24 protein-coding genes are annotated in these 25,509 nt (G+C 58.9%); 11 read left to right on the top strand and 13 right to left on the bottom strand.

Annotated features, from left to right (window positions below):
* The first annotated feature begins 18 nt into the window (after window positions 1–18).
* From hemE to rho, 4 genes are all read left to right on the top strand, one after another.
* Complete coding sequence (hemE, locus tag G502_RS0106745; RefSeq protein WP_026989167.1) at window positions 19–1,050, top strand: uroporphyrinogen decarboxylase; 1,032 nt, start codon at window positions 19–21, stop codon at window positions 1,048–1,050.
* 76 nt (window positions 1,051–1,126) lie between these two features.
* Window positions 1,127–2,185, top strand: coding sequence for a ferrochelatase (hemH, locus tag G502_RS0106740; protein ID WP_022727898.1), 1,059 nt, complete (start codon window positions 1,127–1,129; stop codon window positions 2,183–2,185).
* 12 nt (window positions 2,186–2,197) lie between these two features.
* Entirely contained in the window at window positions 2,198–2,638 is a 441-nt protein-coding gene (gene hemJ / locus G502_RS0106735) for a protoporphyrinogen oxidase HemJ (RefSeq protein WP_022727897.1), read from the top strand.
* Window positions 2,639–2,886: 248 nt separating this feature from the next.
* Window positions 2,887–4,143, top strand: a complete 1,257-nt coding sequence (gene rho / locus G502_RS0106730; protein WP_022727896.1) for a transcription termination factor Rho — start codon at window positions 2,887–2,889, stop codon at window positions 4,141–4,143.
* A 73-nt stretch (window positions 4,144–4,216) separates the two neighbouring features.
* On the opposite strand, the gene G502_RS0106725 is transcribed toward rho, so the two are convergent.
* Genes G502_RS0106725 through G502_RS19040 form a run of 3 tightly spaced genes read right to left on the bottom strand, consistent with a single transcriptional unit; the run spans window position 4,217 to window position 8,053 of the window.
* Complete coding sequence (locus tag G502_RS0106725) at window positions 4,217–5,194, bottom strand: quinone oxidoreductase family protein (protein ID WP_022727895.1); 978 nt, start codon at window positions 5,192–5,194, stop codon at window positions 4,217–4,219.
* 16 nt (window positions 5,195–5,210) lie between these two features.
* A complete protein-coding gene (locus tag G502_RS0106720; protein WP_022727894.1) occupies window positions 5,211–5,909 on the bottom strand; it encodes a dienelactone hydrolase family protein in 699 nt (232 codons plus the stop codon).
* 50 nt (window positions 5,910–5,959) lie between these two features.
* On the bottom strand, window positions 5,960–8,053 hold the full coding sequence (locus G502_RS19040; RefSeq protein ID WP_022727893.1) for a thioredoxin domain-containing protein: 2,094 nt from the start codon (window positions 8,051–8,053) through the stop codon (window positions 5,960–5,962).
* 130 nt (window positions 8,054–8,183) lie between these two features.
* Here G502_RS19040 and G502_RS0106710 point away from each other — a divergent pair, with 130 nt between their 5' ends.
* The 7 genes from G502_RS0106710 to G502_RS0106680 all read left to right on the top strand — a co-directional run bounded on the left by G502_RS0106710 (window position 8,184) and on the right by G502_RS0106680 (window position 14,911).
* Window positions 8,184–8,456: a DUF6489 family protein gene (locus tag G502_RS0106710; protein WP_022727892.1), complete on the top strand. Its 273-nt coding sequence runs from the start codon at window positions 8,184–8,186 to the stop codon at window positions 8,454–8,456.
* Window positions 8,457–8,516: 60 nt separating this feature from the next.
* A complete protein-coding gene (locus G502_RS19035) occupies window positions 8,517–9,131 on the top strand; it encodes a nitroreductase family protein (protein WP_022727891.1) in 615 nt (204 codons plus the stop codon).
* Window positions 9,128–10,483, top strand: a complete 1,356-nt coding sequence (mnmE, locus tag G502_RS0106700; RefSeq protein ID WP_022727890.1) for a tRNA uridine-5-carboxymethylaminomethyl(34) synthesis GTPase MnmE — start codon at window positions 9,128–9,130, stop codon at window positions 10,481–10,483. Before G502_RS19035 ends, mnmE begins: the two co-directional genes overlap by 4 nt.
* A gap of 76 nt (window positions 10,484–10,559) precedes the next feature.
* Window positions 10,560–12,434 (top strand): tRNA uridine-5-carboxymethylaminomethyl(34) synthesis enzyme MnmG, encoded by a 1,875-nt coding sequence (mnmG, locus tag G502_RS0106695; RefSeq protein ID WP_022727889.1) that lies wholly within the window; start codon window positions 10,560–10,562, stop codon window positions 12,432–12,434.
* Window positions 12,435–12,443: 9 nt separating this feature from the next.
* On the top strand, window positions 12,444–13,070 hold the full coding sequence (gene rsmG, locus G502_RS0106690) for a 16S rRNA (guanine(527)-N(7))-methyltransferase RsmG (protein WP_022727888.1): 627 nt from the start codon (window positions 12,444–12,446) through the stop codon (window positions 13,068–13,070).
* A 14-nt stretch (window positions 13,071–13,084) separates the two neighbouring features.
* Entirely contained in the window at window positions 13,085–13,912 is an 828-nt protein-coding gene (locus G502_RS0106685) for a ParA family protein (RefSeq protein WP_022727887.1), read from the top strand.
* Window positions 13,913–13,963: 51 nt separating this feature from the next.
* A complete protein-coding gene (locus G502_RS0106680; protein ID WP_022727886.1) occupies window positions 13,964–14,911 on the top strand; it encodes a ParB/RepB/Spo0J family partition protein in 948 nt (315 codons plus the stop codon).
* A 61-nt stretch (window positions 14,912–14,972) separates the two neighbouring features.
* Here the strand turns inward: G502_RS0106680 and holA are convergent, their stop codons facing one another.
* The 10 genes from holA to G502_RS19030 all read right to left on the bottom strand — a co-directional run bounded on the left by holA (window position 14,973) and on the right by G502_RS19030 (window position 25,501).
* Window positions 14,973–16,022 carry a DNA polymerase III subunit delta gene (gene holA, locus G502_RS0106675; RefSeq protein WP_022727885.1) on the bottom strand — a complete coding sequence of 350 codons (1,050 nt, stop codon included), beginning with the start codon at window positions 16,020–16,022 and terminating at the stop codon, window positions 14,973–14,975.
* Window positions 16,023–16,055: 33 nt separating this feature from the next.
* Window positions 16,056–16,673: an LPS assembly lipoprotein LptE gene (lptE, locus tag G502_RS0106670; protein WP_162140953.1), complete on the bottom strand. Its 618-nt coding sequence runs from the start codon at window positions 16,671–16,673 to the stop codon at window positions 16,056–16,058.
* Window positions 16,660–19,236, bottom strand: a complete 2,577-nt coding sequence (leuS, locus tag G502_RS0106665) for a leucine--tRNA ligase (RefSeq protein ID WP_022727883.1) — start codon at window positions 19,234–19,236, stop codon at window positions 16,660–16,662. Before leuS ends, lptE begins: the two co-directional genes overlap by 14 nt.
* A 136-nt stretch (window positions 19,237–19,372) precedes the next feature.
* On the bottom strand, window positions 19,373–19,918 hold the full coding sequence (locus G502_RS0106660; RefSeq protein WP_026989164.1) for a DUF3576 domain-containing protein: 546 nt from the start codon (window positions 19,916–19,918) through the stop codon (window positions 19,373–19,375).
* A 141-nt stretch (window positions 19,919–20,059) separates the two neighbouring features.
* Window positions 20,060–20,647, bottom strand: coding sequence for a hypothetical protein (locus tag G502_RS0106655; RefSeq protein WP_022727881.1), 588 nt, complete (start codon window positions 20,645–20,647; stop codon window positions 20,060–20,062).
* Between the two features lie 155 nt (window positions 20,648–20,802).
* On the bottom strand, window positions 20,803–21,399 hold the full coding sequence (locus tag G502_RS0106650) for a hypothetical protein (protein ID WP_022727880.1): 597 nt from the start codon (window positions 21,397–21,399) through the stop codon (window positions 20,803–20,805).
* Window positions 21,400–21,507: 108 nt separating this feature from the next.
* Complete coding sequence (hslO, locus tag G502_RS0106645) at window positions 21,508–22,461, bottom strand: Hsp33 family molecular chaperone HslO (RefSeq protein ID WP_022727879.1); 954 nt, start codon at window positions 22,459–22,461, stop codon at window positions 21,508–21,510.
* A complete protein-coding gene (gene argF, locus G502_RS0106640) occupies window positions 22,458–23,384 on the bottom strand; it encodes an ornithine carbamoyltransferase (protein ID WP_022727878.1) in 927 nt (308 codons plus the stop codon). The genes hslO and argF overlap by 4 nt, the downstream gene beginning before the upstream one ends.
* Window positions 23,385–23,388: 4 nt before the next feature.
* Complete coding sequence (locus G502_RS0106635) at window positions 23,389–24,570, bottom strand: aspartate aminotransferase family protein (RefSeq protein WP_022727877.1); 1,182 nt, start codon at window positions 24,568–24,570, stop codon at window positions 23,389–23,391.
* A 148-nt stretch (window positions 24,571–24,718) separates the two neighbouring features.
* The gene (locus G502_RS19030; RefSeq protein ID WP_022727876.1) at window positions 24,719–25,501 is read right to left on the bottom strand and encodes an ABC transporter permease; all 783 of its coding nucleotides are present in this window, start codon (window positions 25,499–25,501) and stop codon (window positions 24,719–24,721) included.
* Window positions 25,502–25,509 lie beyond the last annotated feature (8 nt).

The raw sequence follows: 25,509 nt of genomic DNA, 5'->3' as shown, positions 1-25,509 counted from the left end.
TGCTAAGTGGATCTTTGATTGAAACCTCTACTCCGTGCCCTCGCAGGGGAAACCCTCGATCCGCCACCTGTTTGGATGATGCGCCAGGCTGGACGCTACCTGCCGGAATACCGTGAGCTCAGAAGCCAGGCCGGATCTTTCCTGGATCTCTGCAAAACACCGGAGATGGCGGAAGAAGTCACACTACAGCCAATTCGCCGCTATGGCCTGGATGGTGCCATCCTCTTCTCGGACATTCTTGTCGTTCCGCAGGCCCTGGGGCAGAAGCTCTGGTTCGAGGAAGGCCTGGGTCCGCGCCTGGAACCCCTGGATGAGACAGCCGATCTGTCACGGCTGTCCACCTCGGCTTTCCATGAAAGACTGCAACCGGTCTACGAAACTCTCAAACGCCTGAGTCAATCCGTGCCCCAGGAGGTTACACGTCTGGGATTTGCCGGCGCCCCCTGGACCGTGGCCAGCTACATGATCGAGGGAGGGTCCAGTCGCGATTTCTTCAAGTCCAGGCTTTGGGCCTATCGAGATCCTGCTGGTTTCGAAAAGCTGATCGATCTGTTGGTTGACGTGACCAGCGAATACCTCATCCAGCAGGTCCTGGCGGGGGCAGAAACCGTCCAGCTATTCGATTCCTGGGCCGGAATCTGGACTGATGAAGGATTTCGGCGTTGGTCGCTTGCACCTTCACGCCGCATCATCGAGAAAATCCATGAAGCCTGTCCCGGGGTTCCGGTCATCTTTTTCCCGCGGGGTGCCGGTGTCCTGTACCAGGAATGTGCCATGGAAAGCGGGGCCCAGGCTCTTTCTCTGGACAGTTCGGTTCCACTGGAGTGGGCAAGGGATAACCTGCAGCCTCATGTGGCGCTTCAGGGCAATCTGGATCCGGCATGCCTGATGGCTGGAGGAACGGTCCTGGATGAAGCCACACGGCGGTTGGTGAGTGTTCTGGGCAAGGGTCCCTTCATCTTCAACCTGGGACATGGGATCGATAAGGCCACTCCGCCCGAGAATGTGAACAGGATGCTGGAGGTTCTTCGCGGCAAAAGCGCACAGTAGGACATCCGCCCTTTCCAGTGAAGCGGAGCGTTCTAGTTTTCGGTGTATCATGAGAAGCCACAGCAGGATCGCGGCAATGCAGGAGACAGCTTTTCCAGCCGACCACCCAAAGGTTCCCCTTGGCAAGATCGGAGTCCTGCTTGTCAATCTTGGCACGCCGGATGGCACGGATTATCGCTCTATGCGGCGTTATCTCTCCCAGTTTCTGAGCGACAAGCGGGTTATTGAGCTGCCCAGTCTGCTTTGGCAGCCTCTGCTGCAGGCCGTCATCTTGAGCCGCAGGCCACAGCGTAGCGGTGAAGCCTATGAAAAGATATGGAACCGCGAGAAGAATGAATCTCCGCTGCGCACTATTACTCGCAGCCAAGCAGAGGCCATAGCGGAAACCTTCTCGCAAGATCCGGAAACCCAGGACAAGGTCGTCGTGGACTGGGCCATGCGCTATGGAAGGCCGAGCATCGACGAGGTCTTCGCCAGGCTGAATGAAGCAGGCTGCCGTCGCATCCTGATATTTCCTCTCTATCCTCAGTATAGCGCTGCAACGACCGCATCAGCTTGTGACATGGTGTTCCGTGCGCAACTGCAGTTACGCTGGCAGCCGAGCCTGAGGACAGCGCCCTCGTATCATGATGCGCCGGGTTACATCGACGCACTGGCACAGAGCGTCACGGAACAACTGGAGAAACTGTCCTGGGAACCCGAGAAGCTGCTCGTATCTTTTCATGGCTTGCCCCGCGAGAACCTGGACAAGGGCGATCCCTATCACTGCCACTGTCAGAAAACGGCCCGTCTGCTTGGGGAAAGACTTGGAAAGAGTGCCCCACCCGTGCAGATCGTCTTCCAGTCGCGTTTCGGGCCCAAGGAATGGTTGCAGCCCTATGCTGATGTTACCACGGCAGAACTTGCGCGCCAGGGAACACGGCGCCTGGCTGTCATCAGTCCAGGATTTGCTGCCGACTGTGTGGAAACCCTGGAAGAGCTGAATATTGGACTGCGTGAAACCTTCATGGAAAATGGAGGGGAGGAATTTACCTATATCCCCTGTCTCAATGACAGCCAGTCCCATATGGACATGTTGACTGGACTCCTGAAGCGGGAGCTTTCAGGCTGGCTCGAGACGAAAGAACAGGCTTGAAGAGGAGTATCCATGACCTGGCTTGCTGATGCCTATCCTTGGATCAAGGCGCTCCATGTCATTTCTGTCATTGCCTGGATGGCTGGGCTTCTCTACTTGCCGCGTCTCTTTGTCTATCATGCCGGAACAGAGCCGCACAGCGAGATGTCCGAGACCTTCAAGGTGATGGAGCGCCGCCTTCTCAGAGCCATCACAACACCAGCCATGATCGCCAGCCTGGTTTTTGGCCTTCTGCTGCTTGCCACACCAGGAATCTTCCAGCAGGGTTGGTTGCACGCAAAGATTCTGCTGTTGCTGGGCATGTTTGCCATGCACGGTTTCATGGCCCGTTGGCGCAAGGACTTTGAGGCCGACCGGAACCGTCATCCCGCACGCTTTTACCGTTTCATGAATGAAATCCCCACTGTTTTGATGGTGATAATCGTACTGCTGGCTGTGGCAAAGCCGTTCTGAAGCCGGAAAGAGTCCGGTTGGGCTTGACTTGTAAAGGGCAGTTGCATAAGACTACTGACAAGTGCAGGTCGACCGCCTGGACGATTTCCCTTCAGAATCAAGATACGGATCCCTGAAGAACGTGGCGTCGAGATAATCGACGCAGTTTCCTGATCCGTAAAGGCAACTGATCCTTCCCATTCGGCGACAGAGCGGACTTCTTCAACGCTCATCGGCCTTCCAAGCCAACACGCGTCAGAGCACCCACAATGAATCTCGCAGAACTCAAAGCCAAGTCACCGGCAGATCTCCTGGCCTTTGCCGAGGAACTGGAAATCGAGAATGCTGGAACCCTGCGCAAGCAGGACATGATGTTTGCCATTCTCAAGCAGCTGGCCGAGAACGACGTTGCCATCTATGGCTCGGGCGTTCTCGAGGTGCTTCCGGATGGTTTCGGGTTCCTGCGCAGTCCGGAGTCCAACTACCTGCCCGGGCCGGATGACATCTATGTCAGCCCAAGCCAAGTGCGACGTTTCGGTCTGCGGACGGGCGATACGGTTGAGGGCGAAATACGCTCACCGAAGGATGGGGAGCGCTATTTCGCGCTTCTCAAGGTCAATTCGATCAACTTCGATCCGACGGAAGCCACGCGCCATCGCATCAATTTCGATAACCTGACCCCGCTGTATCCGGAAGAGAAGCTGAACCTGGAAGTCGAGGATCCAACGATCCGCGATATGACCAGCCGTGTGATCGACCTGACGACACCTCTGGGCAAGGGACAGCGCGGCCTGATCGTGGCTCCGCCGCGCACCGGCAAGACCATGATTCTGCAGAATCTGGCACGCTCGATCGCCACCAATCATCCTGACATCTACATGATTGTCCTGCTGATCGACGAGCGGCCCGAAGAGGTGACGGACATGGACCGCTCCGTTAAGGGCGAAGTTGTCTCCTCGACTTTCGACGAGCCAGCCCAGCGCCATGTCCAGGTCGCCGAGATGGTGATCGAGAAGGCCAAGCGGTTGGTGGAGCACAAGAAGGATGTCGTGATCCTGCTGGATTCCATCACGCGCCTGGCACGCGCCTACAACACCGTCGTGCCATCCTCGGGCAAGGTTCTCACCGGTGGTGTGGATGCCAATGCGCTGCAGAGGCCGAAGCGTTTCTTCGGTGCCGCGCGCAACGTCGAGGAGGGCGGTAGCCTGACGATCATCGGTACGGCTCTGGTGGATACCGGAAGCCGCATGGACGAGGTGATCTTCGAGGAGTTCAAGGGCACCGGAAACTCTGAAATTGTCCTGGACCGCAAGCTGGCTGACAAACGGACCTTCCCGGCCATCGACATCGCCAAGTCCGGTACCCGCAAGGAAGAGATGCTTGTCGAAAAGAACACCCTGTCGAAGATGTGGGTGCTGCGCCGGATCCTGATGCCCATGGGCACGGTGGATTCCATGGAGTTCCTGCTGGACAAGCTGAAGCAGTCCAAGAACAACGCAGACTTCTTCGCCTCCATGAACCAGTAGCGTAGCCCGCGGCCCTGAGGCCGCTCGGGACAGAACGGCTTTAGTTCACCCGTCCTGCCCCAAATTTTCGCGCTTACGGCAAGAGGATCGTTGAGCCGGTTGTTTTCCGTGCTTCCAGATCGCGGTGGGCCTGCGCCGTTTCCGAGAGGGGGTAGGTCTGGTTGATCTCGATCTTGACGGCCCCTGACTGCACCACTTCGAAGAGTTCGTTCGCAGATGCGACCAGATCGGCCCGCTTGGCCGTGTAGGTCATCAGCGATGGCCGTGTTACGAACAGGGATCCCTTGGCAGCCAGCATGCCCAGATCGAAAGCGTCCACAGGGCCGGAGGCGTTCCCGAACGAAACCATCGTGCCCAGGGGCTGGAGGCAATCCAGTGAACGCTCGAAAGTTTCCTTGCCGATCGAATCATAGACGACGGGCACGCCGACGCCGTGTGTCAGTTCCTTGACCTTGGCGACGAAATCCTCATCGCGGTAATTGATGGTGTGCGTGCAGCCGTAAGCCTTGGCCAACTCGGCCTTTTCATCGGAGCCCACGGTGCCAATGACCTTGACCCCCAGCGCCTTGAGCCACTGGCAGGCAATCAGACCGACTCCGCCAGCTGCGGCATGAAACAGGACGGTTTCTCCGGCCTTTACCCGGTAGGTACGGCGTATGAGGTATTGGACTGTCATGCCCTGCAGCATCATGGCCGCAGCTGTCTGGTCATCGATGCCATCGGGCAGCCGGACCAGGCGATCTGCGGGCATGTTACGTTCCTGTGCATAGGAGCCAATGGGCGGGGACGCGTAGGCCACACGCATGCCCGCTTCCAACTCCTCAACGCCTTCACCGACCGCCTGGACCGTTCCGGCAGCTTCCAGGCCAATGGTCACGGGAGGCTCTCCCGTCGGATAGAGGCCGGTTCTATGATAGACATCGATGTAGTTCAGCCCCACAGCCGCGTGCTTCAGGCGCACTTCTCCCGGTCCGGGTGATGGCAGGTCCACGTCTTCCCAGACGAAAACCTCAGGGCCTCCATGATCATACAGGCGGACGGCTTTGGTCATGCTCTTGAACCTCCGATCAACTCAGGTTGGACTTGAGGAAGGCCAGAGTCCGGCTGTTTGCAGTCTCGGCGGCCTGCGGGTCGTAGTGCTTCCCGCCTTCACGGGCAAAGGCGTGGTTGTTGCCCTGATAGACATGGGTGGTGACCTTGGGATGGTCTGCCAGTTCCTTCTGCACTTTCTCGCGGCCTTCTGCAGGGAAGAACTCGTCTTCTGAAGCAATATGCAGCATCAAGGGTCTGGAGATGGAATCGGCTTCACCCAGCAGGTCGTCCAGTCCAACCCCGTAGTAACTGACATTGGCATCAGCGTCCGTGCGGGTCGCCATCATGAAGGCCAGCCGACCCCCGAGGCAGTAGCCGATCGAACCGATTTTGCCCGTGCAATCCTCGTGATTTCTCAGGAAATCCACTGTGGACTGCAGATCTTCGATGCCCTTGTCCTGGTCGAAGCGTTTCATGTAGCCGAAAGCCTGCTGCCACTCCTCTTCGGTCTGGTCGGTCAGCTGGACACCGGGCTCCAGGCGCCAGAAAAGGTCGGGACAGCAGGCCAGATAGCCTTCACCGGCCAGCCAGTCACAAATGTCCTGCATGACCTTGTTGACGCCGAAAATCTCCTGAATGACGACAATTCCGGCTGCAGGCGTTCCTTTCGGTTTGGCCAGATAGCCAGCAAAGCTGCCACTGCCGTCCTTTGAAGTGATTTTCACATCGGTCATGGAAATGCTCTCCTCGTTCCGTGATGGGATTTGGATGGGATTCACCGGCTTCAGGTGGTTGGCGGAACAGACAGGTCGCCTTGGGAAGCCGAGCGTTCTTCGTGCAGAGCTTGGCGCAGCTCCGCTTTGTCTTGCAAGGGCAGTGAACAGCTTTGCCCACGACAGAGGTAAACCGTTTCCCGTCCATCGAGCGCAGACTTTCCGGCAGCCGGATGGATGGAGGGCAATTGCTTCTGGCTCCGTGGTTGCAGAAGAACTCGATTGGGTGCGCTGGTGAGGGCGATGGTTTTCAGAAGCCCGTTCTGCTTGCCGTCTTCACCCGAGAGAACGACAAGTTGCAAGGCATCCTGGAGCATCACGGCGCTGTTCAGGAGGGTGGCATAGGGAAAGGCGGTGCGTTGGAGTTCACCGGAGAAGGCAGCAAGGAGATTTTCACAACGCTGAAGATAACGCTCCTCTCCCGTTAGATGATAGAGCCTGGCCAGGACATCTGCCAGGGTGCCATTTCCCGAGGGAACGGCATTGTCGTGAGCATTCTTTGGGCGCATCACCACGTCGTCGCTGTCGTCCGCCGTGATGAAGTATCCGCCCGCTTTGTCCCTGAAATGAACTTCAATGCTGTCAGCCCAGCTTTCGGCCTGGGTCAGATAAGAGGCGTCCCCCGTAATCTCGTAAAGGGTCAACGCGGCCGCGGTCATCTGTGCATAGTCGTCCAGCAGGCCCTTGTGCCGCAGCTGGCCGTGCCTCCAGCTGTGGTAGAGGCGGGTTCCGTCTGACATCTCGTTCTGGACAAAGGCGAAGGCGTCCTGAGCCGCCTTTAGCCATTCAGGCTCAGCGAAGGTGAAGCCGACCCGAGCCAGAGCAGATATGGTCAATCCGTTCCAGTCCGCCAGCACCTTGTCGTCCCAACCAGGGCGGACACGCTTGCTGCGTTCCTGGAAAAGGCGTGCCCGGGCACGGGCGAGTTGTTCCTCCTCTTGATCGGAACGGAATTCAGAATGCTTTGAGCGGTTGAGAATGGTTTTGCCTTCCCAGTTCCCCCCCGGCTGCACGTCATAGACCTGTTTGAACAGGGCGCTGTCTGGTCCGAGTATGCGATCGACTTCCGCTTCGCTCCAGACATAGAAGCGACCTTCTTCTCCCTCGCTGTCGGCATCGAGAGAGCTGGCAAAGCCACCGCAAAGTGGTCCGCCGGGTTCTCGTTCGGCCCGCATTTCACGGAGAAGCCACTCCACCGTTTCACGGATACGCAGGGCGTAGAGGGTGTGACCGGTTTCCTTCCAGGCTTCGTTCAGAAGGTCGAGAATCTGGGCGTTGTCATAGAGCATCTTTTCGAAGTGCGGAACCAGCCACTTGTCGTCCGTGGCATAGCGGGCATAGCCACCACCCAAATGATCGTAGAGACCACCCTGGCTCATGCGCTCCAGAGTCCTCAGTACGGCATTGCGCTCCTCGTCCCGACCGCTGCGGATGCCGGCCAGCCAGAGCAGCTTCAGGATCGGTGGCTGAGGAAATTTAGGAGCGCTGCCCAGGCCTCCTTCCACTGGATCGATGTGACGCACGAGGCTTCGTGCGGCAAGATCATGGGCTTGAAGGGAAATGCCTTCGCCGGATTGAGGTTGTGAGAGCTTCTGCAGGGCTTCACGCAGGGCCGCTACATTCTGCTGCACGGCTTCGGGTTTGTCGTGATAGGCCTGAGACATGGCGTCGAGGACATCCACAAATCCAGGGCGGCCGAAACGCGCTGTTGCAGGAAAATAGGTTCCCCCCCAAAAGGGCTCACCCTCTGGTGTCAGGAACATGGTCAAAGGCCAGCCCCCCTGTTCGCCAAGCAAGGCCAGCGCGGACTGGTATATTCCGTCCAGGTCGGGGCGCTCTTCGCGATCCACCTTGATGTTGACGAACAGACGGTTCATCCGCCCGGCGATTTCTGCGTTCTCGAAGGATTCATGGGCCATGACATGGCACCAGTGACAGGCAGCGTAGCCAACCGACAACAGGATCGGCTTGTTTTCCTGCTGCGCCTTCTCCAGGGCCTCCTGACCCCAAGGGTACCAATCGACAGGGTTGTGCCGATGCTGCAACAGGTAGGGGCTGGTTTCCCGTGCGAGTCGATTGTCCTGGGCTGTGTGCTGTTCGGTCATGGCTGTCCTTTGCGCACTGCTGTGTTTCATCTTATATGGAGGGCAGGGAGCGGGACAGACAAGCAGGGGCTGCGACTTTCCTTTGGTGCGCTGTCACGCTGGTCGAAACAAAAAGCGGGAGCCAGTTCTCATGAAGATCAAGATAGACATAGATTGTACACCCGAGGAAGCCCGCAGCTTCCTGGGCCTTCCGGACGTGGCCCCGATGCAGAAGGCGGCCATGGAGGAAATCGAGAAGCGCATGCTTTCAGGTTTGCAGGCCATGGATCCTGAGACCCTCTATAAAACCTGGCTGCCCAGTTCGATGCAGGGCTGGGAACAGCTGCAGAAGGCTTTCTGGAACCAATTTGCGGGCGGCGGCAATCAAGGTCAGGAGAAGTCGGACAAGACGAATAAGGACTGATCCGTCGGATCACCGGTCCCTGGGAACCAAAAGACACATTAGGATGGGAGTTTCAGATTTATGGATGCCATGACTTTGCTGCATGGACGCCGCTCGGCAGATGCCAAGAAACTTGCCGAGCCCGCACCGAACGAGGAAGAAATGAATCAGATCCTGGCCGCCGGTCTCACGGCACCGGATCACGGCGCCTTGCAGCCCTGGCGCTTCTTCTTGATCACGGGCCCGGCGCGCGAACGACTGGGAGATCTTTTCGTCGAGGCAACCCGCGCCCGTGAACCTGACATGCCGGCCAAGAAGCTGGAGGAGCAAAGGGGCAAACCCCTGCGGGCTCCCCTGATCATCGCAGTGGGCGCGCGCATCCATGCAGACCATCCCAAGGTACCGGTCATCGAGCAATATGAGGCCGCAATGGCCGCAGCGCAGAATATGCTGCTGGCCACGGAGGCGCTGGGATATGGCGGTGTGTTCCTCAGTGGTCCGAACACGTATGATGCGCAGGTCAAATCAGCCTTTGGGTTGGAAGAGAAGGATGCCCTGGCTGGGTTCCTTTATATAGGCACCCCAAGCGAGCCCCTCAAACCCAAGCGGCGCCTGTCGCCCTGGCAGGTGACACGCACATGGACGGAACCAGGCGTCTTTGAGCCCCTGGAGAAGCCAACTGAAATCCAGGGATGACCAAGGCCTATCCTGAGAACACGATCTATGCGCTCTCATCAGGCAGGGGGCGTTCGGCGGTCGCGGTCGTTCGTCTGTCGGGTCCTGCTTGCGGGCCGGTTCTGGATCGGCTTTGCGGTGTCCGCCCGCCGGCACGTGAAGCGCGTGTGAGGTCCGTGCGGGATCCTGTCTCCGGTGAAATACTGGACCGCACCCTGGTGCTCTGGTTTCCGGGACCGGGCAGTTTCACAGGGGAGGACAGCGCTGAACTTCATCTGCATGGCAGCCAGGCTGTGGTCTCGGCTGTTCTGCGTGTCCTTTCGGAGTTCGAAGGCGTACGTGCCGCCGAAGCGGGTGATTTCACCAGGCGGGCGTTTGACAACGAGAAGCTGGACCTGACGGAGGTCGAAGGTCTCGCCGACCTGATTGACGCCCAGACAGATGTGCAGAGACGGCAGGCGCAACGGCAGTTTGATGGTGCTCTGGCGAACCAGGTGGAAGGCTGGCGTGAAAGGCTGATTCACCAGGCGGCGCATTTGGAAGCTGCGATCGATTTCAGCGAAGAGGATATTCCCGAGGGGCTTCTGGATAGCTGTCTGTCGGAAGTCCAGCAGCTTCGTGAAGAACTTCAGGCCTATCTCGCCACAAGCCATGTCGGTGAACGCATACGGCAGGGGCTTCAGATCACGCTCCTGGGCGCTCCGAATGCGGGAAAATCCTCATTGTTGAACAGGCTGGCGAAACGCGAGGCGGCCATTGTTTCGGAGATTGCAGGAACGACCCGGGATGTCATCGAGGTGGCCATGGATATTGCCGGTTTTCCGGTGCTTCTCAGCGATACAGCGGGCCTGCGTCAGGAGGGTACCGCGGATGCGATTGAAGTCGAGGGCATGCGCCGCAGCAAGCAAAGGGCACAAGAGGCGGACCTGAAACTTGTTCTCTTCGATGGTCTGGAATGTGCGCAGCCCGACAGGCAAAGCTTGGAGCTGTTGGACGACACGGCCTTGGCCGTGATCACCAAACGGGATTTGGTATCGCAACCACTTCCTAACTCAATGGGAACACACAAGGCCTATCCGCTTTCGGTGAAGACGGGCGAAGGTCTTGAGGCTTTGCTTGACGCCATCGAGCAACAGCTCACCAGGCTCTATGACGCGGCAGATGAAACGCCCATACTGCTGACGCGACAGCGCCATTGTGAAAGCCTGACCGCTTGCGCCGAGGCGCTTCAGCGTGCGGAATCGGCGCCAGAAATCTCGTTGATGGCCGAGGATATCCGCTATGCTCTGGCCACGCTTGGCCGGATAACGGGCCGTGTCGACGTGGAGGATCTACTGGACGTCATCTTCCGGGATTTCTGTATCGGAAAATGAATGTTTCACGTGAAACAGCGATCAACCGCCCTTTGTCAGCTTGACTTGGCACGGGCCTGTCGCGCATTTTCCGCCCATGATGGGAAAACAAGAACTCTGGGATGTGATTGTTGTCGGCGGCGGTCATGCCGGTTGTGAAGCCGCAGCCGCGGCGGCACGCTGTGGCGCAAGCACCCTGCTGGTCACCCACAAGAAATCGACCTTGGGGGTTATGTCCTGCAACCCGGCGATTGGCGGGTTGGGAAAGGGGCACCTGGCGCGCGAGGTTGATGCGCTGGACGGCCTTATGGGGCGTGCCATCGACCAGGCGGGGATCCAGTTCCGGACCCTGAATCGCAGCAAGGGCCCGGCGGTTCGTGGGCCGCGCGCCCAAGCCGATCGGCGCCTCTATAGGGAGGCAATCCAGACCCTGCTGTCGCAACAGGAGAACCTGGTCATTTTGGAAGCTGCCGTCGAGGATCTGCTCGTGGAGAATGGCCGATGCCAAGGGGTCGTGACCGCCGATGGCCAGGCGCTTTCGGGAGCAAGCGTGGTCTTGACCACAGGCACCTTTCTGCGCGGCTTGATTCACATCGGGGATCGAAAGATTCCTGCGGGTCGTGTGGGCGATGAACCGGCCAGAGGCCTGGCCTTGAGGTTGGAGCAGGCCGGTTTTTCCCTGGGACGCTTGAAAACGGGAACCCCGCCGCGGCTGGATGGGAACAGCATCAATTATGATGTGCTGGACGTGCAGCCTGGTGACGATCCGCCGGAACCCTTTTCCTGGATGACGGACCGGATCCAGCAGCCACAGATCAGCTGTCATATCACGCACACCTCGTCTGCTAGCCATGCCCTGATACGGGACAACCTTCATCGCGCTCCTTTGTATTCAGGACAGATTGGGTCCACAGGCCCACGTTACTGTCCCTCGATTGAGGACAAGGTCGTTCGGTTTGCGGATAAGGACAAACATCAGATATTTCTGGAGCCGGAAGGTCTGGACGATTCCACGGTTTATCCCAATGGGATCTCGACGTCGCTGCCGGAGGATGTCCAGGCGTCACTTCTGAAGACCATTCCCGGATTGGAGGCGGCTCGGATACTGCAGCCGGGCTATGCCATTGAATATGATTATGTGGATCCCCGCGAGTTGGGGCGGGATCTCCAGACAGCACGGATCCCGGGACTCTATCTCGCGGGCCAGATCAATGGCACGACCGGCTATGAAGAAGCTGCAGCCCAAGGACTTATAGCTGGTCTCAATGCTGCTTTGAGGGCCGGAGGGCAGGAGACACCGGTCCAGTTGGATCGGGCGGAAGCTTATATCGGTGTTCTCATTGATGACTTGATCACGCGCGGGGTGACGGAACCCTATCGCATGTTCACGAGCCGGGCCGAGTATCGTCTGCATTTGCGCGCCGACAACGCGGACCAGCGTCTGACGGATAAGGGACTATCCTGGGGGTGCGTTGAAGGCCCTCGCCAGAAACGTCATGCGGCGCGCAAAAGAGAACTCGAAGAAGCTCTGCAGCTTGTCCAGTCGTTGGTGGCCACGCCCGATGCCTTGCGTAAGGCCGGATTCGCCATCAATCGAGATGGCCAGCGGCGCAATGCCTTTGACCTTTTGCGTTATCCCGAGATCACGCTTGAGCGGTTGAAACAGTATTGGCCCGAATTGACTCAGTTGAAGACGTCGATCGCGGAACAGATCGCGACTGATGCTCGCTATGCCGCCTATCTGGAACGCCAGGACGCGGATATACGGGCCTACCGCAAGGATGAGGCCCTGGAACTGCCGGGAGACCTGGATTATGGCCAGATTGTGGGCCTGTCAAACGAGGTTCGGGAGAAACTCGAGATCGCGCGTCCGGCAACACTGGGCGCAGCCGGGCGCATTCCAGGGGTAACGCCAGCGGCCACGTTGCTTCTGTTGCGGCACGTGCGGCGCCGACGCTCCGCTGCTGCGTGAGACTGCTGCGTGACTTGCTATACGGAAAACGATTTCGCCCGGGACCTGGATGTTTCACGTGAAACATTGGAGCGCTTTCGGATTTACGCGACGCTTCTCGAGAAATGGAACGCGCGGATTAATCTGGTTGGCCGCGCGACAGTCCCGGATCTTTGGCGGCGTCATTTTCTGGATTCGGCACAACTGCTTTCCTTCCTGCCAGATGCACCGAGGCGGGTGCTGGATCTGGGCAGCGGAGCAGGATTCCCCGGGCTGGTACTCAGTCTTCTGGGGGCGGGCGAGGTACATTTGGTGGAATCCGACACCCGGAAATGCACTTTTCTGAGGGAAGTTTCACGTGAAACAGGAAGTTCGGCAATCATTCATAACCAACGTATCGAAAGCATGGAACTTCCCAAGATGGCGTATGTCACGGCCCGTGCCTGCGCCAGCCTGGAACGGCTTGTTGATTATGCCAGACCACACCTCATGGATGGGGGCTATTGCCTATTCCTGAAGGGCGCCAGTTTGGATGAAGAATTGACGCTTTTACGGAAAGCGGGGAAGATGCCAGCGGATCCTTGCAAAGCGGAGGTCATGACCAGCCGCTCCGACAAGGAGGGCCGGATTCTCCGTCTCGGTCCGTTCACTCGTTGATCAGGGACAGCTTCATGAGCGACAGCACTGCCAAGCACACGCGATCGGAACCCCGTATTCTGGCCGTAGCCAACCAGAAGGGCGGTGTCGGCAAGACCACGACGGCCATAAATCTCGCCACAGCTCTGGCAGCCTGTGGTGAGAAGGTCCTGATCATCGATCTGGATCCCCAGGCCAATGCGACGACAGGTCTTGGACTTGACCATGACGAATCCCGTCGGACGGTCTACGAAGTTCTGCATGCTTCATCGGAAATCGATGACATTGTCCTACCAAGCCGGGTTCCAAACTTGGATATCCTGCCGTCCTCCGTAGAGTTGTCCGGGGCTGAGCTGGAACTGGTCAACCTGCCGCAGCGCGACCGCCGCCTTGCCGAGGCCTTGTTGCGCAGCTCGCGCGCCTGGGATTACATCCTGATCGACTGTCCGCCTGCATTGGGGTTGTTGACAGTCAACGCTCTGGTCGCTGCTCATGCGCTGGTGGTGCCCTTACAGGCAGAGTTCTATGCCTTGGAGGGTCTAAGTCATCTTTTGAAAACCGTTGAACGTGTGCGGCAGACCCTGAACCCAGACCTGGAACTTCAAGGAGTCGTGCTAACCATGTTCGATAGCCGCAACAACTTGTGCAACATGGTCGCGGATGACGTTCGCGCTTTCCTGGGCGAGCGGGTGTACGAAACGGTCATTCCACGAAATGTCCGCGTTTCCGAAGCGCCGTCCCATGGCAAGCCGGTCCTGCTCTATGACCTGCGTTGTGCGGGCTCTCAGGCTTACCTCCATTTGGCTCGCGAAGTCTTGCGTCGTGAAGGGCGTGCCCTGCCAACGGAAGCCCTAGCGTCCTGACCTTGTTGTATTGGTCGTTCGAGGTGCGTTGAAAAAGGAGCACAAACAGAAATGAGCGAATCCCAGTCGTCGAAGCGCAACAACCTGGGACGTGGCCTGGCCTCGCTGCTTGGGGAAGCAGCAGGGGACTATGCAGATCTGGATCGTCAGCGCGCCAACAAAACCGTTCCGATCGAGCATCTGCATCCCAGCCGGGTGCAGCCCCGACGTCATTTCGATGAAGCGGCCCTGGATTCCCTTGCAGAATCCATCAAATCCCAGGGCCTCCTGCAGGCCATACTTGTGCGCCGGCATCCCGAACGTCCGTCGGAGTACGAGATCATCGCGGGTGAACGCCGCTGGCGTGCCGCTCAACGCGCCCAATTGCACGAAGTTCCGATCCTGGTGCGCGAGCTGGATGATGGGACGGCACTTGAACTGGCCATTGTCGAAAACGTCCAGCGGCAGGATCTGGACCCCATCGAGGAGGCGGAAGGCTATCGCCGGCTCATCGACGACTTTTCACACAGCCAGGAAGAATTGAGCCGGCTTATCGGAAAAAGCCGCCCCCACATTGCCAATACCTTGCGCCTGCTGAATCTGCCGGACCGGGTGAAGGAACGTGTTGGAGAGGGCAGCCTGTCGGCTGGTCATGCACGCGCCCTGCTGTCTGCGGAGGATCCGGAAGCGCTGTCCGAAGAGGTAGTGCGTCGCGGTTTGACCGTTCGGGATACGGAGCGGTTGGTCAGCAATCGAAAGGGCGGCGCGCAAACAGACGGTAAGAGTAAATCTGCAACAGGCGGCACAAGGCGAAGGGCGGAAAAGACAGAGTCTGCAAAGGATTCCGATACATTGGCCCTGGAACGCGATCTTTCATCCCTGCTGGGATTGAAGGTGAATATTGCGCTTCATGGCACGGGTGAAGGCGGCATCCTCACGGTACATTATGACACGCTCGACCAGCTTGATGATGTGCTGCGGCGTCTCAATCAGGCACCGGCCCAGGGCAGTGGTTTGTGAATTCCGTATTCCATGAGTAAGCGCTTTCCCTGGCGCTGATGTAGGCAAAGCGTGATCCGCTCTAGCGTTGAGGTGAGCGTGCCTGCTTGCGTTGCATGGGTGCGCCCCGCGCTATTGCAAACAGGCTGTCGGAGCAAAGCAGATTATCGGCCGCACCTGTCTTCTTGCAGGCCGCTTCGGTCTCCATCAGGCGTTCGAGTGCGCGGGTCAGGTGACCTCTTGGCCAGGCGCGGACCTGAGCCTTGAAACGATCGGCCACTTTCCAGAAGACCGGCGGCCGCAGCTTTTTCATGGCCGAGTCGATGTCCTCACCGTTTGCAAGAAGACCCGAGGTGAGGTGGAGTCGCTGAAAATGACGCGAAACCGTCCGAAGGACCGCCACGGGATTGGCCCCTTCATCCAGGCTGCGATTCAGCGCGCGGTCGAGTTCGGAAAGGCGTCCCTCGGCAACGGCAAAAGAAAGATCATCCAGTGAAAGGGCTGCGGAATCCCCGATGCTCGTGCGCGCATCTTCCAGGTCTATGCTGTGCTTGCCCCCGGCGTATAGGGACAGCTTCTCGAGCTCGCGACGCGTCAGTTGCCGATCGCCACCCAGATTGGCCGCCAGATAGCTGCGCGCGTCCTTGTCCAGCTGCTGCCCCTGTTCCTGGAAGAAGGCATCGATGAAGCGGCCCAGGCTGGCGCCTTCATCACGGTAACAGGCAACCGCACCCACGGAGTCGTCGCCCTTCTCGAAGAGCTTCACCAATTCCGATTTTCGGGGTATTTCACCGGCTTCAGCAACGAGCAGCGCTTCGCCGGGAAGCTCAGCCAGGTAATCTCGCAGCAATCCGGCGTCATTGCCCAGTCCACGCAGGCGAATGACGCGTTGGCCGCCGGAAAAGGACAGGGATGAGGCCTCGTCATTCAGGCGTGCAGGCTCGTCCTTCAATTGGGCCGGTGTGAGTTCGACAAGGCGGAAGGGATCCTCGATATGCCCCAGGACCGAGCGTACAGCCGCATTCGCCCGTTCTTCCACAAGTCCACGATCCGGCCCATAGAACAGCAGGGCCCGGAAATTGAGAGGGCCAGCCTTCATCTTCTTGTCGAACTGATCGCCCTTCAGTTCCATTGTTCAGGCATGTGTCCATGTAGAGACGGGTTATTACTCATCGCCCTGGAACGTGGCTTCGTCCTCGTCATCCTCGTCATAGGTGGACCAGGCTTCAGGTGAGGGGCCCTGTATATGTGTATCCGGTCCGATACCTTCCTCACGGGCAGCGAAGTAAAGCCCGACGCGCCGGCGGATCTCCTGGGCAAGTCCCTCCAGGGCCCTTTCCTTGCCGTCCTGTTCGGAAACATAGGTGGCGAAACCTGATGGATTGACGTTGTATCCGACGGTGCCAATGGCCAGTCCACGGGTCTGGTCTTGACGTGTTTGACTGTCCTGAAGCGCAAAATTGGCTTCGATGGTAAGGTTCTCGCGGGTCGCCGTTTCACTGCGCCGCACGGCCGTAAAGTCTCGGGATTCCCGAAGTCGGACCACCAGGACATAGTCTGGATCACTGGGTTGTCCATAGGGATTGAGCAGGTTGCGCAGCTTGTTGTGCAGGATCTGGCCTTCCCGGTCCGGGATGGGTGCTATGCGGATTGAAGAAAATGCCTCCTGGCTGGTTTCTCCCATGCCGCCCGGTGCATAAAGCGGCCGCACGGAGCAGGCAGCAAGCAGCATTCCTGCCGTCAGGACGATTGCCAGCGCAAAGAGCTTCCTAGAGTACGACATTGACGATCCGGTTCGGCACGACAACCACTTTACGCGGCTGCTTGCCCTCAAGATAGCGTTGAACGGTTTCATCGCCTAGAGCGGCTTCACGCAGCACGCTTTCTTCACTGTCACGTGGTTGCTGAAGCTTGGCGCGCAGTTTGCCGTTGACCTGGACGGCAATGGTAACCGTTTCGTCCTGAATCAAGCTGGTATCCGCCATGGGCCAATCCTGCTCGGCCAGCAGGCCATCGCGACCCAGGGCCTGCCACAACTCTTCAGCCAGATGCGGCATCATCGGCGCGATCAGGCGAACCAGGCTCTCGCAACCTTCGCGGAGCGCCCAGCCCATGCCGTCTTCGTTCCGCGAAGCCGAGGCTGAGGACAGCGTATTCGTCAGTTCATAGAGGCGGGCCACAGCCTTGTTGAAATGAAAGGCCTCGATGTCTTCGGTCAGGCCCTGGATTGTCTTGTGAACCTGTCGACGCAGGCCAAGAGCCTTTTCACCGAAGGCTTTCGGGGCCGCACTACCGGCTGCTGGTAACACGTCATCGTCGGTCATCTCGCGCACCAGGCGCCAGAGACGCTGAGTAAAGCGCCAGGCGCCCTCAATGCCCGCGTCCGTCCACTCCATTTCACGATCCGGCGGGCTGTCGGACAGCATGAACCAGCGTGCCGTATCAGCGCCATAGCTGCTAATGATCTCGGCTGGATCGACAGTGTTGCGCTTGGATTTGCTCATCTTTTCGACCCGGCCGACTGTGACCGGGTTGCCGGAGGAGTCCACAAGTGAACCCGCCGAATCGCGCGTGACGTCCTCAGGTCCCAACCAGCGACCATCCTGTCCGCGATAGGTTTCGTGACAGACCATGCCTTGGGTGAACAGCCCGGAAAAGGGCTCCTCGACATTCAGGTAGCCTGCCTTTTTCAGGCCGCGCGTGAAGAAGCGGGAATAGAGCAGGTGAAGAATGGCATGCTCAATTCCACCAACGTACTGATCCACCGGCAGCCAATAGTCCACATCCCGGCGAACAAGGGGTGTATCCTCCGAACGCGGGCTGCAAAAGCGTGCAAAATACCACGAGGAATCCACGAAGGTGTCCATGGTATCAGTATCCCGCTGGGCCGCTTCTCCGCAACGAGGACAGTTTACATGCTTCCAGGTCGGGTGATGATCCAGGGGATTGCCGGGCTTGTCGAAGGTAACGTCACGGGGCAGTTCTATGGGCAGTTGCTCCTTGGGCACCGGAACGGCCCCACACTCGGGGCAGTGAATGACCGGTATGGGACAGCCCCAGTAGCGCTGTCTCGAAACACCCCAATCGCGCAGGCGAAACTGAACCGTGCCCTGACCATGGCCATCCTGTTCCAGACGCTCGATCACCTTGCGCTTGGCATCCGCCACCGGCAGGTCATCCAGGAAATCGGAATTACAGAGCACGCCTTCGCCTGTGTAGGCTTCATTCTCGATACTCCATTCGGCAGACGGCACGTCCTTCGGGCGCACCACAGGAATGACATCCAGGCCGTATTTGCGGGCAAAGTCCAGGTCGCGCTGGTCATGGGCGGGACAGCCGAAAATCGCGCCGGTGCCGTATTCGACAAGAATGAAGTTGGCAACGTAGAGCGGCAGTGTCTTGCCCTCGATGAGGGGATGGCGCATACGCAGGCCCGTGTCATAGCCGCGCTTGTCCGCTTTCTCGATTGCCTCTTCACTGGTGCCCAGGCGATCGCACTCGGCAATGAAATCCTTGAGAGCGGGATCTTGCTCAGCCAGTTCGGCAGCAAGCGGGTGATGAGGGGAAAGCGCCCCGAAGGTGGCCCCATACAGGGTATCCGGACGGGTGCTGAAAACTTCCAGGGGCGCTTCGCGGCCTTCGATATCGAAGAAGACACGTGCGCCCTCCGAGCGTCCGATCCAGTTCTGCTGCATCAGCCGGACCTTCTCGGGCCAGCGATCAAGACTCTCCAGGCCCTCCAGAAGTTCGTCGGAGAAGGCGGTGATGCGGAAAAACCACTGGGAAAGGCGGCGCCGCTCGATATCCGCACCCGAGCGCCAGCCCTTGCCGTCGATCACCTGTTCATTGGCCAGCACGGTCTGATCCACGGGATCCCAGTTGACCCAGGATTCCCGGCGCTCGATCAGCCCAGACTGCATGAAATCCAGGAAGAGGGCCTGCTGGTGGCTGTAATAGCCGGGGTGGCAGGTGGCAAACTCTCGGCTCCAGTCGATGGACAGTCCCATGGACTTCAACTGCGAACGCATGGCGTCGATGTTGGAATAGGTCCAGTCGGCCGGGTGTACGCCGCGTTCGGCCGCTGCGTTCTCGGCCGGAAGTCCGAAGGCATCCCACCCCATGGGATGGAGCACATTGAAACCACGGGCCCGCTTGAAGCGCGCGATTACATCCCCGATCGTGTAGTTGCGCACATGTCCCATGTGGATGCGCCCGGACGGATAGGGAAACATCTCAAGGACGTAGTATTTGGGACGCTCGGGATCCGTCTTTGTCAGGAAGCAGTCGGCCGTCTCCCAGGCTTTCTGCCACTTGGTTTCGGTTTCCTTCGGATTATAACGGCTCATATTTTCTGGTCCGCGGCGGATTTCACAGGGCTGCGCCGCGGAGCCATTTTCCGGCGAGCGGCGTATCGCCGTGAACCTCTTTCCGCCTTCTTTACTGGCTAGGGATCGGGTCGGTTTGTGGAGGCAAAACCCTTGTTCAATTCAAGCCGGCAATACGCAATTCACGCGCACGGGTCAGGATGGAATCCTCGATCTCCCGATTGCTTTCCGGCTCTACTTCGGCATCAACCCAGCTTCCATTCTGGTCGCGTTCCTGACGGAAGACCGTCGCGCGTACACCGTCTGCGCGCAGGTCGCGTCCCAAAATGAAGATGTTGACCTTGAAGCGTTCATCCGGAGTTTCGGGCGGCGTGTACCATTCTGTCAGGATCACACCTCCGAAGGGATCTGCCGAGGCCAGGGGCATGAAAGACAGGGTGTCCAGCGAGGCGCGCCAGAGATAGGCATTCACGCCAATCCCGGAGCCACCGCCCCCTTGCTGAGGGTCCTGTTCGCGCTCGCCGACTAGAAGGATACCGTCTGTCCCGAAAACCCCGGGCTCCGTCTCGGACTGATAGACGGTACGTCCTCTCCTGTCCGTTTCCACAGGATAGTCGTACTCCCTCTCCGTGGAGGAGCAGGCGAGGAGCAGACCGGAAAGACTCACAACGGCAAAGAACCGGAAGAGCTGGCTTGTTTTCATCTGGATCACGTTCCGCATAGGCTTGACAACGCGGTCTGGCAGACCGACGCGCGGCACTATGCCAGCATTTCCCCTGCAGGTAAAACAGATCGTTGTGCCAATGCAGGGTTTTGTTCTGGTTTCCGCCTGGCTCGCCCGGAGTCAGCTGTTCCAGTCGTTCCCCTGGTTGTCCCGGTCATCCAGATTGGGGTTGTTGCGGGGGAACAGCGCGCGACTGATATCCTGAAGGCTGCGGTGCAGCCGGGGGTCGTCTGGCCCCGTGATCCCTTCGGGCAGGGTCACACGCGTACTTGTCACGCGACTGCCGCCTCGACAGTAGGCTGCAAAGACCCTGTGGGGCTGTCCATCGGCGCTCGCGACACTTTCCAGCTCGTGTCCGCGTGTTGTGCCACAGACTTCACTGGCTGCCGTGCTTTCCGGTGTGTCGAAGGCCAGGGCCACACCCCAGCTACGCGAGGAATCTTCGGAGTTTCGTGGACGAATCGCCACCTGTGGCGCATAGCCAGGCACACGCATGTGATCCGAGAAGGATTCGGCGGCTTTTTCCGAACTCAGGCCATAGGGTGTTCCGTTGACTGAAAGCGGCAAGCCATCATCCTTTCCCGCCCACCAGAGATCAGTGACCTTGTATGAAGGCTCAATGGTGACCGGGTCCATGGTAACCGCGGTGCAGCCGGCAAGGATTCCGCCTGTCAGAAGGACGGCGAATGCAGCGGAAAGACGTTTCATGAGATCATCCTGGACACTTTTCTGTCATCTCCAGCTTTATCATAAGAATTGGTTCGCGAAGGTTCAAAGTCATCCCCTTGCGGCTGAAAAACATGCGGGACTGGGAACCATCCCCTGAAGCATGAAAAGCTGTGAGTAGCACACGATAAAATCTATCAGCCTTGCAGCCATTCTCCCAGGTTTTGCCGCATGGCCTGTTCCATCTCGCGGTCAAAGCGCCGCATCAGGTCTTCGGTCAGCTGGAACCAAATGGCTTCGCGCTCGGTCAGGCTTGCATCTTCGGGGACGGTTACGGAGCGCCGCACATCGGCACTTATGCTCTTGCTTTGTCCGCTCAGGCGATCGTTCACTTCAAGTTCGACGCGCAAGCGCCCTTGATAGCGTTCGCTCTGGTCAATCACGAAAAAACGTTTCAGTCCCTGGGTTGTGGGCAGCTCTTCCTCGATGACGGAAGCTTCCAGGATCCTGAAGCGTGCCTGTGCCTCTCCACCAGCGGCCTTCAGGCGCTGTCGGCCCCAACGTTCTGCAACATCCGGCAGGGGATCAGGGAAGCGATGGCCGACATGAGGGGCTTCCCGGGGCATTTGATAGACCCGCTGGATATCTATGCTGTTCACTTGGAGTTTCAGGGGCTGCAGATGACCGAAACCAATTTCCGCGTAGTTGTTTTGTGGCGGAGTCATTTCACAAGCGGGCAGGGCGACCACAGCGGCCAGTGACGCCAGAAGCGAACGACGGGAAAGGGGCGACATAGTTTTGAGACCTCGAGTTCTTGTTGGCCAGGACGCTTTTTCCGTCTGTCTTCCTAGAAACAGAATAAGGCAAAGCCAAGACACATGGCTTACTCCAGATAGCCGGGATCAGGTCTCTGACGCGCCCTTACTCTGCAAAAGCGCGTCAAGCTCCTGCGGCGTAAGATGATAGTCGGTGTTGCAGAACTCGCATTTCATGGTAACCGAGCCGTCTTCATGACTGAGTTCGCGCACCTGATCCTCAGGGAGCGAGCAAACCACGTTCAGCACCTTCTCTCGTGAACAGCGACAGTTGGAATCGAGTTTCTGCGACTCGAAAACCCTGACTCCGTCCTCGTGGAACAGGCGGAAGATCAACCGCTCCGCCGAGATGGACGGATCGACGAGCTCTTCCTCGGTACAGCTGGACATGAGAATCAGGGCGCGGCGCCAGTCTTCCTCAGAAATATCGGTGACATCGCCTTTGGCACTGTCCGGCAGGCGTTCAAGCAGCACGGCCCCACCACGCCAGCCCTCTTCGGTGCGACGGACCGCGACCAGGATGCCGGCATTGATCTGTTGGGACTGCCGAAAATAGTGGCGCAGGGAATCTGCCAGGCGCGGGCCCTGCAGTTCCACCATGCCTTGATAGCGTTCGCTGTTCTCGCCCTGATCCACGGTGAAGGCCATGTAGCCATCGCCCAGCCATTCCACGATGTCTTCCGGTTGGTCGCCTACTTCCTGGCGCAACTGCGTCACAGCCTCTGCATCATATCCGACATAACCGCGCAGGCTGCCACTGCTGGTCATGTCGCTGACCATTGTCTTGAGTGCACCATCCGCCTTGACCTGCAGCGTGAAGATGCCGTCGTACTTCAGGGTGCTGCCCAGAAGGCTGCCCAGGGCCACCAGTTCCCCGAGCAGTGAGGCGACGGGATCCGGCAGATTTGCGCGCTCAAGGATGGTATCGAGCACAGTTCCGAGACGGACATAGCGTCCCCGGATGCCGGTTCGCTCGATCAGGAAGGGCTGAACCAGGTTGTCATCAGGCGTGTAGTCGACGGGACGTACCTCTTCACTCATGCCAGACACCAGAGCAGGATTCCTTTCTGCGCGTGCAAACGGTTTTCAGCTTCGTCCCAAACAGCGGAACGCGGGCCATCTATGACAGCAGTGGTCACCTCCTGTTCGCGATGCGCAGGCAGGCAGTGCATGAATATGGCTTCTTCCTTGGCCAGGGCCAACAGGTCCTCGGTGACCTGGAATGGCTTGAGAAGATTGTGGCGGCGCATGGAATCGCCGACATCATCGCCCATGGACACCCAGGTATCGGTGACGACGCAATCGGCGTCCTGCATGGCAGACTTCACATCGTCGGTGACCAGGATCTGGCCGCCTTCCTGCTGTCCCCAGGCCACGACCTCGCGCGGCGGTGAAAGAGCGGCCGGGCAGGCCAAACGCAACTCGAATCCAAAGCGAACCGCTGCATGAATCCACGAGGTTGCCATGTTGTTGCCGTCACCCGACCAGACGACGGTTTTCCCCTCGATGGGTCCCAGGTGCTCTTCGAAGGTCATGACATCTGCCATCAACTGACAGGGGTGCGTGCGGTCGGTTAGGCCATTGATCACCGGGACCGTGGCAAATTCCGCAAGCTCCAGCAGCTTTTCTTCCTTGGTGGTACGGATCATGATGGCATCCACATAGCGGGAGAGCACACGTGCCGTGTCGGCAACCGTCTCACCGCGACCGAGCTGTGATCCGCTGGGTTCCAGAACTATGGGCTCACCGCCCAACTGGCGTATGCCGACCTCGAAGGAGACACGGGTTCGTGTCGAGGGTTTTTCGAAGATCATGGCCAGGGACTTTCCGGCCAGCGGTTTCTCCGCTCCGGCGCGTCCGGATTTGCAGGCCTTGCCCAGGTCCAGGATTTTCCGCAGTTCCTCCGACGAGAAGGTATCAAGGTCAAGAAAGTGACGCAGTCCGGTTTCACTTGCGCTGGACATGATGTTACTCCGCCGCTTGACGAAAGTCTTCCGCCACTGAATTCAGAATGCCAATCGCCTTTTCAATCTCGGCATCGGTGATGATGAGCGGCGGGAGAAGGCGAACAACATTGTCGCCCGCCCCGACCGCCAGCAGACCCTTCTGGCGCAGGGCCGCAATCACATCCGTATTGGGCACCGCACAGCGCAAGCCGAGTAGCAATCCCATTCCGCGTACCTCGGCATAAACGTCCGGGTGTTCCTGTATCAATGTGTCCAGTTGTCCGCGCAGGGTGTGGCTGACCGTCTGTACCTGTTCCAGGAATCCTGCTTCCAGCATCACGTCCATCACGGCATTGCCGCAGGCCATGGCCAGGGGATTGCCGCCGAAGGTCGTGCCGTGGTTGCCGGGACCAAAGGAGCTGGAAACCTCTTCCGTGGCCAGGAGGGCGCCGATGGGAAAGCCGCCCCCCAAGCCCTTCGCCAGCATCATGATGTCTGGAGCGATGCCGGCCTGTTCATAGGCAAAGAGCGTTCCCGTGCGCCCCATGCCGCACTGGATTTCGTCGAAGACCAGAAGCAGTCCGGCTTCATCGCAGATTTTCCTGAGCGCTCGCAGATAGTCCAGTTGGGGGGCGCGAATACCGCCTTCGCCCTGAATCGGTTCCACCAGGATGGCCGCGGTTTCGTCGGTGATGGCGCCGCGCAGTTCATCGGGGTCTTCAAAGGCCACTTGGGTAAACCCGGGGACGTGTGGTGCGAAGCCCGCCATGTACTTCTCGTTGCCGGCCGCGGAAATTGCGGTGAGGGAACGTCCATGGAAGGCGCCGTTGCAGGTGATCACCTGCCAGCGATCCGGCTCGTTCCTGTCGTCGAAGTACTTGCGGACCAGCTTCGTTGCTGCCTCGAAGGCCTCGACACCGGAATTGCAGAAGAAGACACGGTCGGCAAAGGAGTTTGCAACTAGGCGCTCGGCCAGGCGCTCACCCTCGGGAATGCGGAACAGGTTGGAGCAGTGCCAGAAATGTGCGGCCTGCTCCTGCAGGGCCTTGACCAAGTGTGGATGCGCATGACCCAGAGACGTTACGGCAATGCCGCTGGCAAAATCCAGGTAGCGATCCCCTTCCCGGGTGATCAGATAGGGGCCTTCGCCGCGCTCGAATGCAATGTCGGCACGGGCGTAGGTGTTCATCAAGGCATCACTCACGTCGGCAATCCTTATCTTCTGCTGCCATGGCTGAATCTTCTGCGGCTGTCAGCTTGCGCGGCTTTCGCCCGCACAACGGGAAAGGCGTGACGATGCCGGGTTGCCCGTGACCTGTCAACGCTGGCTCCAGCCGCCGCCGCGCCTGTGTTCAGACGGTCATGCGGTAGCCCCGCGCAAAGAGACGCCAGGTGAAATAGAACAGGAGCATGCTCGGCATCAGGCTCAGCAGAGGACCGAGCCAACCACTGCTCTCCGTGGTTCCGGTAAAGCCGCCGCGAAAGCCGTCGATGATGTGGAAGACAGGATTGCCGAGAATGGCCAGCTGGCCCGTATCGGGCAGGCTGTCCAACGTGAAGAAGGCACCAGAGAGGAGGCCCAGGGGCAGAACCAGGAAATTCTCCACCAGTGCGAACTGGTCCCACTTTTCGGCCCAGAGTCCGGTCAGACTGCCGATCAGGGAAAAGAGGACACAGCCGACAAGTGCGAAACCGGCGCTGCGCCAGGGTGTGGACAGGGGTATATCGATGAAGATGGAAAAGAGGCCCAGCATGATCGCGCCGGTCACCAGGCCGCAGCAGACACCTGGCAGGACATAGCCGGCCAGGCGTTCCAGCGGTGAAAGCGGTGCCATCATGATGTCCTGAATCATGCCTTCCATGCGATCGAACAGCAGAGGAAAACCGACGTTGTCGAAGGCGCTAGAAAACATGCCCCAGGCGATCAGGCCGGGAACCAGGAACTGCAGGGCGTCAACACCGGGCTGAAAGGTCGTGCCGTCCGGCAATGCCACAGAGAAGACCAGCAGGAAAAGCAGGCCCATGCCCGCTGTTCCACCGGCCATCTCGGGCAGGCTGCGCAGATAACGCACCATCCCACGTCGCAGAAGTGCCCAGAGACCGCGCCAGTTGGGACCGGAAGACAGCCTGTGCAAAGGGCCCC

This window comes from Fodinicurvata sediminis DSM 21159, assembly GCF_000420625.1.
GTDB lineage: Bacteria > Pseudomonadota > Alphaproteobacteria > Kiloniellales > DSM-21159 > Fodinicurvata > Fodinicurvata sediminis.
Note: the sequence above shows the minus strand (reverse complement) of the source record. Positions and strands in the feature narration are given on the sequence as shown.